Origin of the sequence: Vibrio sp. V08_P9A1T1 (genome assembly GCF_963874405.1) — a bacterium.
In the GTDB taxonomy this organism is placed as follows: domain Bacteria; phylum Pseudomonadota; class Gammaproteobacteria; order Enterobacterales; family Vibrionaceae; genus Vibrio; species Vibrio anguillarum.
Genome location: NZ_CAWNIB010000261.1, coordinates 30,738 through 49,397 on the forward strand (window position 1 = coordinate 30,738; position 18,660 = coordinate 49,397).

At 41.6% G+C, this 18,660-nt stretch carries 16 protein-coding genes; 10 read left to right on the plus strand and 6 right to left on the minus strand.

All coding sequences use genetic code 11. The features are described 5' to 3' along the window. Positions 1 to 27 precede the first annotated feature (27 nt). Positions 28 to 1,218 carry an MFS transporter gene (locus AACT21_RS11935; RefSeq protein WP_013868362.1) on the minus strand — a complete coding sequence of 397 codons (1,191 nt, stop codon included), beginning with the start codon at positions 1,216 to 1,218 and terminating at the stop codon, positions 28 to 30. On the opposite strand from AACT21_RS11935, the gene AACT21_RS11940 reads away from it, so the two are divergent. Next, positions 1,217 to 2,344, plus strand: a complete 1,128-nt coding sequence (locus tag AACT21_RS11940; RefSeq protein ID WP_094143602.1) for an endonuclease/exonuclease/phosphatase family protein — start codon at positions 1,217 to 1,219, stop codon at positions 2,342 to 2,344. The two genes, AACT21_RS11935 and AACT21_RS11940, sit on opposite strands and share 2 nt — an antisense overlap. A 12-nt stretch (positions 2,345 to 2,356) precedes the next feature. Here AACT21_RS11940 and AACT21_RS11945 read toward each other — a convergent pair whose 3' ends face one another. After that, complete coding sequence (locus AACT21_RS11945) at positions 2,357 to 2,644, minus strand: GNAT family N-acetyltransferase (protein ID WP_013868360.1); 288 nt, start codon at positions 2,642 to 2,644, stop codon at positions 2,357 to 2,359. 136 nt (positions 2,645 to 2,780) lie between these two features. Here AACT21_RS11945 and AACT21_RS11950 point away from each other — a divergent pair, with 136 nt between their 5' ends. After that, entirely contained in the window at positions 2,781 to 3,524 is a 744-nt protein-coding gene (locus tag AACT21_RS11950) for a flagellar brake protein (protein WP_013868359.1), read from the plus strand. A gap of 71 nt (positions 3,525 to 3,595) precedes the next feature. Here the strand turns inward: AACT21_RS11950 and gltS are convergent, their stop codons facing one another. Next, positions 3,596 to 4,822: a sodium/glutamate symporter gene (gene gltS / locus AACT21_RS11955; RefSeq protein ID WP_094164481.1), complete on the minus strand. Its 1,227-nt coding sequence runs from the start codon at positions 4,820 to 4,822 to the stop codon at positions 3,596 to 3,598. A 652-nt stretch (positions 4,823 to 5,474) separates the two neighbouring features. Between gltS and AACT21_RS11960 the strand changes: the two genes are divergently transcribed. The 5 genes from AACT21_RS11960 to sstT all read left to right on the plus strand — a co-directional run bounded on the left by AACT21_RS11960 (position 5,475) and on the right by sstT (position 9,589). Next, on the plus strand, positions 5,475 to 6,395 hold the full coding sequence (locus tag AACT21_RS11960) for a DUF368 domain-containing protein (RefSeq protein ID WP_094164483.1): 921 nt from the start codon (positions 5,475 to 5,477) through the stop codon (positions 6,393 to 6,395). Positions 6,396 to 6,538: 143 nt separating this feature from the next. Further along, on the plus strand, positions 6,539 to 6,967 hold the full coding sequence (locus AACT21_RS11965) for a hypothetical protein (protein WP_094164484.1): 429 nt from the start codon (positions 6,539 to 6,541) through the stop codon (positions 6,965 to 6,967). Next, positions 6,964 to 7,572 carry an SCO family protein gene (locus AACT21_RS11970; protein ID WP_013868355.1) on the plus strand — a complete coding sequence of 203 codons (609 nt, stop codon included), beginning with the start codon at positions 6,964 to 6,966 and terminating at the stop codon, positions 7,570 to 7,572. Before AACT21_RS11965 ends, AACT21_RS11970 begins: the two co-directional genes overlap by 4 nt. 1 nt (position 7,573) lies before the next feature. Next, positions 7,574 to 8,017 carry a copper chaperone PCu(A)C gene (locus AACT21_RS11975; RefSeq protein ID WP_013868354.1) on the plus strand — a complete coding sequence of 148 codons (444 nt, stop codon included), beginning with the start codon at positions 7,574 to 7,576 and terminating at the stop codon, positions 8,015 to 8,017. A 354-nt stretch (positions 8,018 to 8,371) separates the two neighbouring features. Next, positions 8,372 to 9,589, plus strand: coding sequence for a serine/threonine transporter SstT (sstT, locus tag AACT21_RS11980; protein ID WP_026028166.1), 1,218 nt, complete (start codon positions 8,372 to 8,374; stop codon positions 9,587 to 9,589). Positions 9,590 to 9,700: 111 nt separating this feature from the next. Here the strand turns inward: sstT and AACT21_RS11985 are convergent, their stop codons facing one another. Both AACT21_RS11985 and AACT21_RS11990 read right to left on the minus strand, forming a co-directional pair. Beyond that, a complete protein-coding gene (locus tag AACT21_RS11985) occupies positions 9,701 to 10,846 on the minus strand; it encodes a tetratricopeptide repeat protein (RefSeq protein ID WP_017045034.1) in 1,146 nt (381 codons plus the stop codon). Positions 10,847 to 11,175: 329 nt separating this feature from the next. Next, entirely contained in the window at positions 11,176 to 12,813 is a 1,638-nt protein-coding gene (locus AACT21_RS11990) for a glycoside hydrolase family 13 protein (protein WP_094164485.1), read from the minus strand. A gap of 218 nt (positions 12,814 to 13,031) precedes the next feature. Here AACT21_RS11990 and AACT21_RS11995 point away from each other — a divergent pair, with 218 nt between their 5' ends. From AACT21_RS11995 to AACT21_RS12005, 3 genes are all read left to right on the plus strand, one after another. Then, positions 13,032 to 13,949, plus strand: coding sequence for a LysR family transcriptional regulator (locus AACT21_RS11995; protein ID WP_094126682.1), 918 nt, complete (start codon positions 13,032 to 13,034; stop codon positions 13,947 to 13,949). A 323-nt stretch (positions 13,950 to 14,272) separates the two neighbouring features. Continuing rightward, positions 14,273 to 15,451, plus strand: coding sequence for a maltose/maltodextrin ABC transporter substrate-binding protein MalE (gene malE, locus AACT21_RS12000; protein ID WP_026028892.1), 1,179 nt, complete (start codon positions 14,273 to 14,275; stop codon positions 15,449 to 15,451). Between the two features lie 76 nt (positions 15,452 to 15,527). Continuing rightward, entirely contained in the window at positions 15,528 to 17,993 is a 2,466-nt protein-coding gene (locus AACT21_RS12005; protein ID WP_094164486.1) for an amylo-alpha-1,6-glucosidase, read from the plus strand. Between the two features lie 148 nt (positions 17,994 to 18,141). Here the strand turns inward: AACT21_RS12005 and AACT21_RS12010 are convergent. Next, positions 18,142 to 18,660, minus strand: a 519-nt coding sequence (locus AACT21_RS12010) for a MalM family protein (RefSeq protein ID WP_254917228.1), incomplete at its 5' end; no start/stop codon positions are given.

Here is an 18,660-nt window from a genome sequence, read left to right on the forward strand (position 1 = left end):
TCCGAAGGGTCGTAAACGACCCTTTTGCTACCTGTCGCTCCAACGCAGAATTCTAACTTCATTACCCGCTTCGGGTTTAATTGGAATATTGAGTGATAAAAGCAGCGAAACAAGTGCCATTACCGCTCCAATATAAAAAACGCTCGCCGGAGAGATAAGCCAAATTAAACCAAACGTGGCGGGGATGAACACGGCCGCAATATGGTTAATGGTAAAAGAAACTCCCGCTGTAGACGCCATGTCCGCAGGATCTGCAATTTTCTGAAAATAAGTTTTAATCGCCAAGGCCAAGGCAAAAAAGAGGTGGTCAACCACATAAAGTGCCGCCGCCCAATGTGCGTTTTGTACAAGACCGTACCCAACAAAAACAACAATCAACCCCGTGTATTCAAACAGTAGCGCTTTACGCTCGCCGACTACACCAATGAACTTACCAATACGTTTAGCAAACAAAAAGTTGAACAAATAGTTGATCAAAAACAGTAAGGTAATATCGGCCGCTGAATAGCCAAATTTCTCCACCATAAGGAAACCAGCGAAAACAGTGAAAATTTGCCTACGCGCACCACTCATGAAGGTCAAGGCGTAATACAGCCAATAACGTTTGCGTAGCACGAGCTTTTTATTTTGTGGCACTTCCGCTTTAAATTCAGGAAAGGCAAAGGCAATGATCAACACCAGCACAAAACCAGCACCGCCAGAAATGGCATAGACCCATTTAAAATCGAGCTGAAACACTTCTAACATTACCCACAAAGCACCGTAAGTGATCAGTGATGCAAGTGCTCCAACCGAAATGAGTTTGCCAAGCATTTCTGGCGCTTCATCTTTATTTAACCACTGCAAAGACAAGGATTGTTTAAGCGTTTCAAAGTAGTGGAACCCAGTCGACATCAATAATGTCGTGAGCAGTAACCCGGTTAAAGAAGGGAAAAAACCCGTCATCGCGGTTCCTAACGTCAACATACCTAATGAGATCAGGATAAATCGCTGCTCTCGAATGAACAGTAAAACGAATACGGCGGTGAAGGCTAAAAATCCGGGGATTTCTCGTACACTTTGTAATAAGCCAATGTCTGAACCATCGAAATTCGCTTTTTCAATCACGAAATTATTCAACAGTGCCATCCAACTAGAAAATGCAATCGGCACAATAATGGAGATAATCAATAGGAAATTTTGTGGCGTGCGCCAACCTTGAGAGGCTTTAGGGTACATGAGAGATCCTTATCTATGTTTCAGCGCATCATATACTCAAGTCGCCTTAAAAGGCGAGAGCTCATCACAACAGGAAACAAGGTTAGGGATTAGCACTGCTAAATTACACCGTTCGGGTATAAGATCGACCGAGACACAAATATTGGGATTTAACATGACGATTACGTTCGCAACGATTAATTTATTCAATTATTTAGCTCCGCCGAACGCATATTATCAGTTCGACAATATTTACACGCAAGCAGAGTGGCAGAAAAAAAAGCAATGGTTTAGCCAGAAGATCAAACAGCTGGATGCCGATATCATTGGCTTTCAAGAAGTTTTCAGTTTTGATGAACTGCGCAACCAGATGATGGATTTAGGCTACCCGTATGTGGCCTGTGTAGATGAACCTATCGTCAAAGATGGATACATCTATAGCCATCCGGTTGTAGTAATTGCCTCTCGCTATTCTCTGCGCCAAGTGAGCGCCGTACATGGCACGCTACCAAACCAAGCTGCCCCTTTTTGCTTTAATCGTACACCGTTACACGCTACGGTTTGCCTGCCAATGCTCGGGGATATCGATGTCTATATTGTGCATTTTAAATCTCAACGTCCGGCAGAATCGCCTGCGGCACCTCATCATCTGATCGATGAATGGCAACAAGAAACGCTAGGACGCTGGCTCTCTACTGTTCAGCGAGGCTTTGAAGCAAACCTGACTCACCAATATATCGTCAATACTCAAAAACAAACTGGGCGGCCTTGTGTGCTAATGGGCGATTTTAATAAACCGTTACATCACGAGGAGTTTCAAGGACTACTATCGCAGGCCTTATACCGCAGACCAGAAACACAACAACCGCTGGCTGACTATGCGCTTTACGATGCTTGGGATCTGCATACCGAGAGTGTTGAGCAGCCTCGCAAAGCCACTCATTACGCCGGCTCCACGGGATCTGTACTCGACTATATTCTTCTTTCCGCAGACTTCGCGCCTTTTGTCCAGCCAATGAAAAGCTATATCAGCCACTATACTGTGCTTGATCAACATCTGGTCAACCCGAGCTATGAGCTCGATAACTTTAGTACTGACCATGCACTGGTCGCGGTCACATTAAAAGTAAACACAACACCGAGCTAATGGGTTTGTATGCTACGACTCTCGATGCAATAAATGCTGCCATTCACTGTGTCGATTTAAATAATGCACAACATAACTACAGACAGGTTTAATGGTGTAACCTTGCGCTTCAATTTGCGGTAATACACTCTCCATCATTATTTTTCCGTATCCTTTACCCTGAAGTTCATCCGGTACGCGAGTCGAAGTAATAAACAACACTTCATCCTGCTGTTGGTATGTCACAGTTGCGAATAGATTTCCCTCAAGATGTACTTTATATTGACAATTTTGTATATCATGTTGCACTTCATGAATCATAGTAACGTCCTAATTGATATATAAATCAAATAAATTGATATTCTCAGAATTGAATCTTCCAACATCTACCCCTAGAATTTAAACTATTACAAAAATTAGAATAAAATGCAGCTACTGCATCACGGAGAAAATTAAGATGGAATCGCAGTCGGCAGTGCTGAAAGATGAACAGAACCCAAACCGTTCAACCGAACGTAATAAAACCCTATCGACACTTAATAGTACTGATGCGTTATCTATGGTTGAACACAGTAGCGAACTAACCTTAAGTATAACCACTCCCGTTGGTACGAAATTCCAGTGTAAAACGTCATTTATCGGTACCTACTCTCATTCCCATCTCCTTGTAGAAATTCCTAAAATTTCCGCAGATGATCTCTCTTTTTTCTTCCAAGAAGGTTTTTGGATGAATATCAGAGCTATTTCACCACGTGGCGAAGGAGCTTTAATCCATTTTCGTAGCCAGTTGTTACATGTATTGCAAGAGCCTATACCGCTCGCCATGTTATCTATTCCCAACAGCATGCAAGTGACCCAACTGCGCAAAGAAGCTCGTTACGATGTGAATCTAGCAGGAAAAGCAACGGTAGGAACGCATAAGTCGGATTGTGAGGTAAGAGATCTCTCCAAAAGTGGCTGTCGTTTTGTCACACCTCCTCTTGGGCGTACTTTCCAAGTGGGTGATAAGATTAGTCTCGAATTATTTACTGATCCTCGCAGCAGCCAATTCTTTGCGCCTTTGATGGGTAAAGTTTGTAACTTGCAACGCTCACTGCACTATGCTCGTTACGGAGTGCAGTTTGATGAAGAAGGTGTCAAAAATGCGAAAAGTTTATTAGGTCAACTGAAGTTTGATGGCACCAAATTGACGTTGAAGTAATAAAAACGCCCTGTTAAACAAGTTAAGTCAGGGCGTTTTTACTTTTTACATTGCTTTTAACTGCATTGTTTTTAACCTAGAAAAGAAATATATCCCTGCAAGATAACCAAATTCACAATATCCACAAAGAATGCACCTACGATAGGCACTACCATAAACGCTTGTGGTGATGGCCCATATCGTGTCACCAATGAGCCCATATTCATCACAGCGGTTGGGGTTGCTCCAAGACCAAAACCGCAGTGCCCACCAGCGATCACAGCAGCGTCATAGTTTGATCCCATCACTTTAAAAGTCACAAAATAAGCAAAAATACCCAACACGACCGATTGCACCGCTAAAATCACCAGAAATGGAACTGCCAAGTCAAAAATATTCCATAACTTTAAACTCATGAGCGCCATAGCAAGAAATAGTGATAGAGAAACGGTACCTAAGATATCAACGGTTTCAGCATCAATTTTATGAACTTTCGTCAATTCAAGTATATTGGTAATGAACACGCCGATGAAAAGCGCATAGACAAAATCGGGGATCATCAACCATTTGATTTCAAATGTACTTACCCACTGCTCTAAATATTTAGCACCAGTGACACAAATAAGAAGGATGAACAAACCCTCAATCACTTTCTTTGCGGTGACTTTATCTTCTTCATATTCATTGTACGTAACCAGCTCTGGGAACTTATCGTGCGTTTTGGTTCCTCGTCCATACTCAGATTCAAACCCGTTTTTATTAATGAGTTTTTGAGCTACTGGGCTACCGATAATCCCACCAATGATCAAACCAAAGGTCGCTGAGGCCATGGCAATTTCTAGCGTATTGCTAAGCCCATAATTGTCGTTGAATGTTTGAGCCCACGCCGCTCCCGTACCGTGTCCACCCGAGAGGGTAATAGAACCGGCGATCAACCCCATCAGTGGGTCAAGACCAAGAGCCGTCGCTAACGATACACCGACGCCATTTTGGATGATGATATAAAACGAGGCAACAGCGAGGAAAAGAAAGACTTTTGCTCCACCCTTAACCAGTTGAGTGTAATTAGCCGCAAGGCCTACGGTGCTGAAAAACATCAGCATAAAAATATTCTGCAACGGCAATGAGAACTCTAAATCTAAGCCGTAAAAATGTAGAAGAGTGATCGCGAAAGCGACAATTAAGCCACCGACGATGGGCTCAGGAATGTTGAATTTTTCCAAGATAGGCAGTTTTGCGTTAATAAAGTGACCTAAAAAAAGCACGCTAATAGCGATTAAGAAAGACTCAAGGGGCCCAATTGAAATTAAATGGTGCATATAACCTCTTATTACTGCTTCACTCATCTTCCTTAATGAGTTTGGAGATCATCAAAGAAAAGCTTGATAAACTCGAAAAAAATACGATTGATCGATACGGATCATCCTTATGGATATTGTTTATTTTCAATGATATACGATATTTATTTGATGGGTTTTACGAACGTATGGCCTAACTGGTTTTGCTCGAAAAACATCTTCGCTCACGGCTTTTGATTGTCATTTGCAAACTCTCATTAGACGAGCGAGGAGGCGTATCATACCTAACAGACAAAAAAAGAGCCAACCGCAATGATGCGATTGGCTTATATATAGTGTGAACAAATTCATTCACTAACAACGTCAGTTGGCTAGGTGACCCTCGGCTTTAAGAAGGGTCGAATAGTATTATGCATGAAGTATGCCAACTAAAAAAGGTCTGCTTTTTAGCTATGCATCGCATTAATTCATCAAAATGTAGTACTTTTTCGCATTACGCAAATTGCATTATGCGAAACGAATGCAAAACAATACTCACCCAGTTGCTATAAAACAAACTAACTTTCTGCGCTTTTTCACCTTAAGCCAGCACCACTCACTCATCTTTTGTACAAGCATTTCTTAGTTATTTCATTATATACTTCCGGCACATACACTTAATCATGCAGATTCAATGAACTATTTCAGTACGTTTTTAAAAGGGATGGCCATGGGCGCCGCCGATGTTGTGCCGGGTGTTTCGGGTGGAACCATTGCATTCATCACTGGTATCTATGACACTTTGCTTGAAAGCATTCGTAGGATTAACCCGAGTTTATTGCGCATAGTCAAACGAGATGGGTTAGCCGCTGCATTTCAACATATTAATGGCTTCTTCTTGCTCGCACTGTTTGGGGGAATATTCACCAGTATCCTCTCTTTGGCTAAACTCATTTCTTGGCTGTTAGCCACGCATCCTATTCCCATTTGGTCATTCTTCTTCGGTTTAATTCTGGTTTCGGTATTCCATATTATGAAACAAATTGAGCAGTTCAAACTTTCTCGGTTGCTCTTCGCTTTGCTGGGAGTTGCGTTTGCTTACAGTATTACGGTGCTTAACCCAATGCAGATGGAACCAACAGCGCTGAACACAGTTCTAGCCGGTGCTATTGCCATCTGCGCCATGATTCTACCGGGAATTTCTGGAAGTTTTATCCTGTTGCTGATTGGTATGTACGCACCGGTACTGGGCGCGGTGAAAGAGATGCAAGCCGATATTTTGGCACTCTTTCTACTCGGATGTGTCGGTGGTTTACTGAGTTTTTCTCACGTATTATCTTGGTTACTCAAACAATTTAGAGATTTGACCTTAATTTTTCTTACGGGATTAATGATCGGTACCTTACCCAAAATCTGGCCTTGGAAAGAAACGCTCACTTGGCGAACCAATTCTCACGGCGAGCTCGTTCCTTTACTACAGCGAAACCTTTCTCCATTGGAATTTGAGTCCATCACTTCACAGCCTTCGCAACTGCTGGTAGCCATTTTATTGATGCTTTGCGCTGTTGCCCTCGTGCTTGGCTTGGAGCAATATGCAAAACATCACGATGTGTAAATCACACCGCATAGCATGAATGAGAAAAGGTGGGGAAACTCACCTTTACTATATTGATTTGTTGCACATTTTATCCATTCGTCACCACTGAAAAAAGATAGCTGTGATAACATTCGCGTTTTATAACCGCTTGGATTGTCCCCATGCACAACGCAATCAAAATCGGCGTCTTTGTTCTAGCCCTGCTAGCGGGTTACTTTAGCAGCGATATTTTCAATTGGCTCTCTTCAGCACACTCTTCTCCAGATATTAATCGATATTGCCAGTTGTCGAGTGCCCCTTGTCGACAAGGAGATGTTGTCATGACATTGGCACACGATAAATCTCAACCTTTGGTGGCTAACACTCTGACCGTTGAATGGCCACAAGCCAATGCAAGTAAACTCACACTCACACTCAATGGGCTAGAGATGGAGATGGGCACCGCTAAATATATACTGACGCCGCAGGAAGACGGGCTCTACACAGCACAGATTGTACTCCCAGTTTGCACGACTGAAAAAATGACATGGATTGGCGAACTCTCTGATGGTCGTACCCAAGTATTTCCGGCAATAAGGATGGAAAGATGAGTAAAAATTGGTCTCTGGCATTGGTGGTTGCGTTTGTATTAGGCTTTGGCATAAAAACCTATTTTGATACGCAGCAAAGTATGGATTTAGAGAGCGGTAATAGCTCATCTTCTGAGGTGATTTTATTTGGCAAAGCAAATCAACCCATCTCTATTTTTGATACTAAAGATGAACGCATACGTGTTGTTTACTTCGGCTTTACACGCTGCCCAGATGTCTGCCCAACATCTCTGGCTATGTTAGCAGGTGCACTCAATCAATTGGATGATGTAACCAAAGCAAAGCTGCGCCCTTTATTTATCTCTCTCGATCCAGAGCGTGACGCTGCTGATGCTTCTCATCAATACGCCCAATATTTCCACCCTATGATCGAGGGACTTTCTGCTCCTTTAGACATTACAACACCACTGGCGCATCAGTATGGCGTCATTTTCCGCAAAACCGAATTAAAGGGATCTGAACTGAAATACACATTAGATCACAGCTCCTACTTCTACTTTTTACAACCAGATGGAACATTAATCACTAAAGTCCCACACACGCTTTCACCGGCTCCCATTGTTGAAGCCATCAAAACAATAATGACGTCATCACAAGGAAAATAACATGAAGCTCAATGCTCTTTTTTTAGCAAGCCTTGCCCTTAGCCCACTAGCTTTTGCGAACACAGATATAATGGTACATCACCCTTACGCACGTGCTACCGCACCAACCGCCACCACCAGCGCAGTATTTTCTCAAATCATGAATAAAGGTGAAACGGACCGTTTCATTGTATCGGCCAACACCGATGTGGCAGGGAAAGTTGAGTTGCATGATGTAATCACCGAAGGAGATGTGATGAAAATGCGTCAAGTCACTGAATTTAAAATTCCGGCCAAAGGGCACGTCGAACTCAAACCGGGCGGCTTGCACATCATGCTTTTTGATTTGAAGAAACCATTGGTTGAAGGTGAAAAGATTGACGTACAACTGACCTTTGCCAATGGTGAGCAGCAAACCATTACTGCACCCGTAAAAAAAGTGATGAGTGGTATGGCACACCATTAAAAAGAAGAGGGTGAGCGATGTTGGCTTACCCTCTTTTATCATCGCACTAAACGCTCATTGACCAGTCTAATGGCGAGAGCGAGACATCCCGACGAGAGGCTTATCATTCCACCACCACAAATGCTACATATTATTTACATTTCACTCAAAATCGATTGCATTTCCACACATTGATTAATTATTTGTGCTGATTATCAATTAATTCTAGACACAATATCCCGCGTAGATATCATTACCCCCTTCAGTGGAGTTCACTGATGTCACTATAACTCTATTTGTCTACCATAACCGATGCTATGGCTTCGTAGTATTTAGGTCATGCAGGATGTAATTCGATTTATTGCAGGGATAACTATGCAAAGCAACAATATTTTCGCCCGTTTTGCGCGTGGCAATTTGGTTCTGCAAATACTCGCCGGTATCGTTCTCGGTGGGATATTAGCAACCCTTTCACCCGATGATGCGAAAAGCGTCGGCCTACTTGGCGACCTTTTCGTTGGCGCACTTAAAGCCGTAGCGCCGATCCTCGTGTTTATTTTGGTCGCCGCGTCCATCGCAAACCAAAAGAAAAACCAACACACTTATATGCGCCCAATCGTGGTGCTTTACCTTTTTGGAACCTTCACCGCCGCTCTTACTGCCGTTGTATTGAGCTTTATCTTCCCTACAACCTTAACCTTGGTTGCGGGGGCAGAAGGTGCAACGCCTCCTCAAGGCATCGCTGAAGTGCTTAATACCCTGTTGTTTAAGCTGGTTGATAACCCAGTCAATGCTCTAATGAGTGCAAACTATATTGGCATTCTGGCATGGGCTGTTGGGTTGGGCTTAGCTTTACACCATGCCTCAGCAACAACTAAAGCCGTATTTGAAGATTTAAGCCACGGCGTTTCACAAATTGTGCGTTTTATTATTCGCCTAGCACCGTTTGGTATTTTCGGCTTGGTTGCATCCACGTTTGCCACGACTGGCTTTGAATCTTTGGCTGGTTATGCCAATCTTTTATTCGTATTGCTCAGTGCCATGTTGATCATCGCATTAGTTGTCAACCCAATCATTGTGTACGCGAAAACTCGCCAAAACCCGTATCCATTGGTGTTCCAGTGCTTGCGTGAAAGTGGTGTCACCGCATTTTTCACACGTTCAAGCGCCGCCAATATCCCAGTAAACATGGCATTGTGTGAGAAACTAAAACTGGATGAAGATACTTATTCAGTCTCGATCCCACTCGGCGCGACCATTAATATGGCTGGTGCCGCCATTACTATCACGGTTCTCACCCTAGCTGCAGTAAACACAGTAGGTATTGAAATTGACCTGATGACAGCTTTGCTACTGAGCATCGTTGCTGCTGTTTCTGCATGTGGCGCATCCGGTGTGGCCGGTGGTTCACTGCTGCTGATCCCGCTCGCATGTGGGCTATTTGGCATTTCAAATGACGTAGCAATGCAGGTTGTTGCCGTTGGCTTTATCATAGGCGTGATTCAAGATTCAGCCGAAACCGCGCTCAACAGCTCCACAGATGTTGTCTTCACCGCTGCGGTTTGCCAAGCTGAGCACAATAAATCAGCATAATCATTCGATACACTAAAACCGATACCAACAAAAATCCCCAGCCGATTCGCTGGGGATTTTCATTTCAGAGATCTTTTATTTACAGTGCTTAGCCACTTTATCGATCCAACATTACCTGTCCATTGAAGTATTGGAGAAATCTAATCGCGTTAGAACCTCATGATCATCAGATGGGCTGGATGACAAACGCTCTTCGGAGGCATCCGCCACTACGCTCAATGAGAGATCGTCTTCATCAGGCAACTCCCCTTTCTCTGGGATAGGGATCCCACGTTTGTAGAGCTTGTTCAGCGCCTTAATAATTGAGTGTTTACTTACAGTACCCGCGCCGATTTTCTTCATGAGTGGTTTGGCCAACGATTGCAACCCCACAACAGAATCGACACCGATACGTGAGCCCACTTGATCTCTTAGCACCTTTGCCGGTTCAAAACCAAAATGAGCCGATAAAAATAACCAAATATAAGCAATAGCATTGCCATTTGAACCTTTATCTATCCAAGCTTCTCCTGCGTGATACATCGCCTCTACATGACCTTTTTCAGAAGCTCGCTCTAACCAATAACAAGCTTTACTGTGGTCCATTGCGACACCAACACCCTTAAGGTAATTCAAGCCTAGTTTCATCTGTCCTATCGGGCTATTTAGCTTCGCGGCTTTGGAATACCAAAATGTTGAATCCGCTGGTGATGGCGCAATATTGTCATGTGAAACACACCAATCCCCCATGAAAATCACAGCGTCGAGCAAATTCGCTTCCGCAGCCTCTTGTACTAACGAGACTCCTTTCGCAGTATTCGCTTCCACGCCACGGCCATGAATATAGGCCATGCCAGTTTCATACTTTGCGGTTAAGTTACCTTCAATTCCTGCAATACAAGTCTGCCAAAACTTCTCTTTTTCCCGCAAAATCAGATCATCTCGAAACTTTTGGCAAATCCGAACAACACCATACATTCCCGTAACATTGTCATAATTTGCCGCTTTGTCATACCAGTACATCGCCTCTTTGAGGTTGGTTCGTTCGGCTTCTTTCGCTAAATACAAAATCGTCGGCACATGGCCTGTTTCGGCCTTAAACAAGCGATCTTGTCTTTCTTGTTCTCGTGATTTTTCTATCGCTTTGCGATAAGCGATTTCTCTCTCTTTTCTCTCTTCCTCTAAGCGTTTTTTGCGCAAAGAGAGCGAAAACATCCACACGAAGATGAGGATAAGTGATAACCCGGTTGCGCCTATGGCAATCCCAATAGTGCTCATTGATTCAAATCTTATTTAGCTGATTAACTTCATTATCGACCATTTTTCTCAATCTTTGAAAAAGTCTGACCACATTCATTCTGTCTCGAACCATTTAAAGCATACGAAACAGTCAAATTCGTTCATCCAAAACAGAGAGGCCACTCTATATCTAATGCTCGTGGATTAATTAAGCCACATAGCCTTAGCACTAAGATAGTACCGTACTCTTTTCAAGAGTGTTACGCACAATCACACTAATTGAGGAATAGATTCCGATTTGGGTCAATGAATGAAAAAACGCAGCCAAATCGCTGCGTTCATTCCAGATCAAAAATGAGCCACTCACTTTACTCTCTCATCAAAACCGCGATGGATTGATAAGGCTCGAGTACTAGGTTTTCTTCTAATTTTTCAATCTCTTGATAATTAGAGCTCAAACACTCCACCGCTCTCGATTGAAACTTTTCGGGTATTGTTAAACAAACCGTGGCCGATGAAAAATTACTGACCACGACAATTTGCTCACCTTGGTACTCACGCACATAGCCAAACACTTGGTCATGTTCTTCAAATAAAGGCGTGAACGATCCATAGACGATGGACAGGTGTTTTTTACGCAGTGCAATTAACTTTTTATAGTGATGGTAAATCGATTGTTCATCAGCGAGCGCTTGTTCAACATTGACTTTTAGGTAGTTAGGATTCGCCTCTATCCACGGAGAACCTTGAGTAAATCCGCCGTGTTTATCCGCTGACCATTGCATTGGCGTTCGAGCGTTATCGCGGCTGTTTTGATGAATAGCATCCAGCATATGCTGATGAGAAACGCCCGATTCTGTCTTCACACGATAAAAATTTAACGTCTCGATGTCTCGGTATTGATCGAGTGAATCGAAGGCCACATTCGTCATACCAATCTCTTCGCCTTGATAAATATAAGGCGTGCCTTTCAGAAAGTGTAAGCTCGTTGCCAACATTTTCGCAGATTCAACTCGGTAGCGTTTGTCATCACCATACTTAGATACAGCGCGTGGTAGGTCATGATTATTCCAAAATAATGAATTCCAACCCTGATAGGCAAGCTCAATCTGCCACTTGGTTAATACCTGTTTAAACTGCTTAAGATCTAACGGAATAGGGCTCCATTTGTCACCCTGCTCCCACGTCAAAGTGATGTGTTCAAATTGGAAAACCATCGATAACTCACGACGACTCGGCGCACTGTACAGTTTTGCAATGTCTGGTGTGGCTCCCCAAGTTTCTCCCACGGTCAGCAGATCTTGATTACCAAAGGTGGCGGCATTCATTTGCTGTAATAACGGATGCAAGCGCGGGCCATTACCAGTAATGCCCTTATCAATTTCTTTACCAATTAAATCAATAACATCCAATCGAAAACCGCCAATGCCCTGTTCAATCCACCAGTTCATCATGCTGTGCACTTCTTGCTGCACTTTAGGGTTTTCCCAATTCAGATCTGGCTGACGTTTAGAAAAAAGGTGGAAGTAATATTGCTGCGTTTGCTCATCCCAGTGCCAAGCACTGCCACCAAAAATTGACCCTGTATCATCCGGTACACTGCCATCCGGTTTTGCATCCCGCCAAATGTAGTAATCTCGATACGGATTGTCTCGCGATTGCTTCGCTTGTAAAAACCATTGGTGTTCATCCGATGTGTGATTAACGACAAGATCCATCACTATCTTAATATTGCGTTTTTGTGCTTCGCTCAGTAAACGCTGCATATCTTCCATGGAACCAAACTCTTGAGCTATTGCTTGGTAGTCAGAAATATCATAACCGTTATCATCCATTGGAGATTGATAAACAGGAGATAGCCAAATAACGTTAATGCCTAACTCTGCAAGGTAATCAAGCTTACTAATAATGCCATTTAAATCGCCGATACCATCGTGATTAGAATCGTAAAAACTGCGCGGGTATATTTGGTATACCACAGCGCTATGCCACCATTTGGGTTCCATGATATTGCCTTTTTGTAAATTAATTTATTGCTCATCATAATGAGAGCTGACGCAAAGTAACAATAGAACATTCCCCATATGATATAGCCAATACCTATATCATAAGAAAAATCACTATAGTTAGGCCTCTCTGCATGCAAAGAGATTAAAAAAACATCACCTAAAATGTGATTTATGCCAAACATGATAGCAATAAGCAGAAGACAAGATAAAACAGCATGGATAAATCCCTTCGATATTTTTTGATGGTTGCGATTGAAAATAATATTAAGCAAGCCGCAGAGAAACTGCATATCAGTCAACCATCTCTCACCACAGCAATTAAAAAGCTTGAACATGAACTTGGAGTTGAGCTATTTATTCGCCGCTCAAAAGGTGTAGAGCTCAGCGCTTATGGCAAACTATTTAGGGAGTATGTGCAGGAGCAACAAGAAAAGCAGCAACAACTGTTACATCAGTTCACCGATATGCAACAGAGACATCAAGGAAAATTAAAGCTTGGCACTGGGGAAGCGTGGTGGGAATTATTTGTTCGCGATACGGTATGCCTATATCAAAAAAACACCCCTAATTGTTCAATACATTTGGAATTTGGCAATAACCTTTCTTTGATCCATCATTTGGTGCAGGGAGATATTGACCTCTTTATTGGCCATGAAATTCAAGATCTACACGAAAGGTGTAAAGTCCATTTCCAACCTTTGTTCCGAGACCAAGAAGCATTTTTTGTATGTTCAAGCCATCCGATATTGAATACAAAAAAAAGTGATGATGAACTTCTGATTGAACAAGCCCAATACCCTCTCATCCGCGTCACGCCGGATCATTCTCGACATCGTACAATGTTGGCTGAACATGCATCACTGGCTAAACAATATACGGAACAAAGAGAGAGTAAAAGAGCCATCTATGATGTCGATTCTTTATTTGCTAGCATAGATATATTAGAGATGGCTAACGCTGTAATGCCATATAGCGATAAAATGTGCCATTGGATGGCCAGAAGAAATATTGCAACATTAACCATCAACAAAAAGAAAAAAGGTAATGTAGGAATTTATATTAAACAAGGCATAGCTGACCCAAAAATTACCAGTTTTATTGAAATACTAACGAAGTATACCTCTTCCTTATGAAGGCTAACACCCTACTAAACAAATTATTGAAGATCAGTGTGGACTAAAGCCTTGATAACATAGGCTTCCGACACACAAAGCGGGCATTACAACAATAGTTTTTGTTTTGGTTCACACTTTTGAGAGTAGAAAAACTCACCGTGTTATCTACCGTAGTTACATTCTATCAATATTAGAGCAATGATATTGATAGAATCTATATCAAACTCACTTTCATCTATTTCTTATTGCAAGCAAAAGCCGTTATATTTTCAACAGGACTTACACTCAAGGACTCATGCGTACCATATTCGCTTCGGGCCTAGGTAAAACAGGAAATAGTGATGAAAAATTCAATTAAGAATCTGTCTATCTGTACACTGGCCACTTTAATGGCGGCACCACTGATGGCGATGCAAGAAGGTGAAATCACCATTTGGATTAACGGTGATAAAAGTTATGATGGCTTAGCGCAAATAGGCCAACAATTTGAACAAGATACTGGAATTAAAATCATTGTTCAGCATCCAGAATCGCTTGAAGCGAAATTCCAACAGCACGCTGCAACTGGCAGTGGTCCTGATATTATTTTTTGGGCACACGATAGATTCGGTGGCTATGCAGAAGCAGGCTTGCTTCACGAAATCAAACCAAGTAAGCAATTTAAAGAAAAGTTGGTCGATTTCAGTTGGGATGCCGTTACCGTTAATGGAAAATTGGTTGGCTATCCTCTTGCTATTGAGGCCCCTTCTCTTATTTACAATAAAGATCTGTTACCAACACCGCCTAAAACTTGGGAAGAACTAGTCAGTATTCATAATACAATGGAGAAACAGGGTAAAAAAGCCATTATGTGGGATATTAAAAATGCTTACTTTACTTGGCCTGTTATTTCCTCTGGCGGTGCCTATGCTTTTGAAAAAATTGTAGGGGGTTACAATGCCAAAAGTACCGGAGTTAATAATGAAGCAGGAATCAACGGTCTGCAGTTTTTAGTTAATATGGTTAATCAAGGTGTATTGAACCCAAACATGGATTATGCCGTCTCTGATGCTGCATTCAGCAAAGGAGAGGTGGCCATGACGATAAACGGCCCATGGTCTTGGGGTAATTTAGATAAATTAGGCATAAATTATGGCGTTGCAGAGCTGCCAACGCTAAACGGTGGCAAAGGTAATCCTTTTGTTGGCATTCTAAGTGCTGGGATTAATTCGGCCAGCCCGAATACTGATCTTGCCGTTGAGTTTTTAGAAAATTATGTCTTTCAAGATGATGCACTAAAAATCATGAATGACGATAAGCCACTTGGCGCAGTAACGTTAAAATCGTTTCAAAAAATCTTAGAACAAGATCAGCGAATCAAAGCCACTATGATTAACGCCGAAAATGGTGAAATTATGCCTAATATCCCACAGATGACAGCATACTGGTTTGCCGAAGGGGCAGCGATTGATAATGCGATGCAAGGAAAACAAGGTGTCAAAGAAGCATTAGATATGGCAGCGAAACAAATCACGAAATAATTCATCCCCAACAAGCACAATTTTCATGTTCACCTTTGGGTACAGTCTACTGTACCCCTTTTTATAGGTATCGGTCATGACTTCAAAATATAGACATTCTCAAATTACCTCAATAAACCAAACACAAACACGCCTTCTCATTTGTAAGGAGCTCACGCCGATAGGTGGTGTAGAACCGAGTACACCAAGAATTGATGGCACTTTAGAGCTAGAAAATTTATTTTCAAATCTAGCAATAGAAAGTACCTCAAAATTTTCTTATGTATTCAGTGATGGCGTGGATGGATATTATCAAGGACATACCTATGGCTTCAGCTCAAGCGGTAATTACCGTCATTCTCAAGGTTGGTATTTAGGTCAATTTGCGTCATTTGTAAACGGTAACATCAATGATAAAACACAAGCCAGTAAAGCCCGCTTGATGCCTTTTGGCATTGAACATCACTATGTTGGTACATCTTCTGTAGAATGTTTGAGCTTATTACAAGGTCAACGACTTGCTTGTCTCACCATCACCTCTGAGTCCAAACAATCTCTTGCCATACTCCCTGAGCTTAATATATTAGTAAATGCAAGCAAACCTGAATGCATCGATGACGTCCTTATCTATGAAATAAATGACGCAAATTCTGTTAGCGAAGAACCACGTTTTATTGCGATTAGCGCAAATCAATCCGTTATTGCCAAAGAAATGGCAACCGATGAATGTGCAACCACCTCTAAATTAATGGGTTTAAGTGATTCTAATATAAAGCTGATGATTAGTTCCACTGAATCAACCCAAAAATTAGTCATTTACCTCTACTTTGAAAGCACCAAAACAGAGGCAATAAAAGGAGCTCAACTCGCAGCGCAAAACCATGCAAATATTATTTTTCAAAACAATCTGTATCGCTTTCTGACACGTAATTATCTATGGACCAACGATCTGGAGTATAACCGAGCCGTGATGTGGTCTAGATTGGCAAGTCGTACATTTGTGAACCAAGAGTTTGGTTCTGGTATATGGGCTGGTTTACCTTGGTTCAAAGACTGTTGGGGAAGGGATACGTTCATAGCCTTATCTGGGACAAGTCTCATTAATGGTCAATTTCCAGAGTCCAGAGCAATCATTGAAAATTTTGCTTCCATGCAAATGCAAGATCATACTTCAGTCAATTACGGTCGTATTCCCAATCGAGTAACGAGCAAAACGGACATAATATATAACACGACCGATGGTACGCCTTGGATGATTAGGGAGGTGATGGAATATATTAATTACAGTGGCGATATCGCTTTTGCAAAGGATATTTATCCGATTGTAAAACGATTTATTGATGGGATAGAAAGTAATTATCTTAGTGAAGATGGGTTACTAAAACATCGTCATCCCGATACCTGGATGGATGCAAAAATCAAAGGTCAAATTCCATGGTCTCCTCGCGGACCGAAAGCTAATGATATTCAAGCATTGCTATTTGAAAGCTTTCATGTTGCGGCACGTCTGGCAGAAATGAATAAAAATGATCTAGATCATCGATATTATTTAAAATTAGCTGAAAAATTAAAGATGAGTTTTATCAGAAAATTTTGGGATGAGGATAAAAAACAACTAGCTGATCATCTAAAAGAGTTCGATATACCAGATAATAGCGTACGTCCAAATCAATTAATGGTACTATCTATCCCACAGACAGAAGCCTTTCTCCCACTAGAAATTGGGCAATTTATTATTCGAAATAGCATTGATCATCTTTTATTTCCATGGGGTATTTGTTCCTTAGAGCAATATCACGAAGATTTTCACCCCTACCATGATAATCGCTCTGAGTACCATAAAGATGCGGCATACCATAACGGTACGATTTGGGGTTGGAACGCTGGTTTTACCGTCAGTGCATTAACAAGTTTTAGCAAGCAAGATTTGGCTTTTCAATTATCCAAAAACTTAGCCAAACAAATTTTGCAGCAAGGACATCGTGGCACAATGAGTGAAAACCTCGATGCTTATCAACATGATGAAGACAACTTGATAGAAACAGGTACCTATGCTCAAGCCTGGTCTGTTTCAGAATATGCACGAAATGCTCAACAAGATTACCTAGGCTTTAAACCAGAATTGTCGAAAAATAAGATTAATCTTTCACCGAAACTACCGTCATGCTGGACAAGCTTTAGTGCGACCCTCCCATATGGTCAAGATGAGAATTTATACTTCAACTGGCAATGCCGCGATGGTAAGGCTAGTTATATGATCAATCCACGATACCTGAGGGCTGATCTCATATTGAATCTCATATTGGAGTTGGGGAATTATCAAATAAATATTGAGTGCGACTTAACAAAAAACGTGGAAATAATACTAGATGTAAACACTGATGATATTAAATTCAACAGAAATGATATTATTGTAAAAAAAGTAGTGGCTCCATCTTATCCTGAACTCTCTAAATTAAAGTTCACTTATCCCAATTGGCATTTAACGCATAATTCTTTAAAGCAGAACGACTACCTTCAAACCAAGCGTCATAGTCAAAACTTACAAAAGGCAGTTGATTAGTATAACCACAGCTCCTTCATCATCAATGAAGGAGCTTATATATCAGAAACCACACCATTCAGTGCCCATCAGGGATATAGAAATCTAGGATAAGAATCATCCATAAAAACGATGACATACCAATATAACGCTTACCTTAAGTTTTTAATTATTTGGCATTAACGGCTTTAATAAATGCTTGCTGAGCACCATCAACATTCAACATTTTCGCTTCATCTAATAAGCTTAGAGCTTTTGCTACATCACCAGTATTGACGGCATTTTCAATAGCTGATATGTAATATTTTTTCGTTTCTATCTGCACAACTACTGCTACTGCAGTTTGTTCTGATGCTGGCTTTTCAATTTTCCTCTTTGTTTGATGAGACTGTAAAGATAATGTCTTGATTTCTAGTTTAAATTGACCAAAGTGGGATGATATATATGTAGGGTCCGTGACCATTGGCATCGCTTCACCAAGATCTTTAGCTCTAACCTTCGCTGGATGATCGACCTTGATTGTTTTCCCAAAATATTGCTCTGGAGAGTAAATAATAAAATAAGGTGTCTGCTTAGAGTCTACCTGAACGTTTACATAATATTGTGTTCTTGTAAAAGCATCCGAGGTTTTAATTTTAAATTTTGGTAAATCAATTTCAGAAACAATATTGAACGTCTGATCTAACAT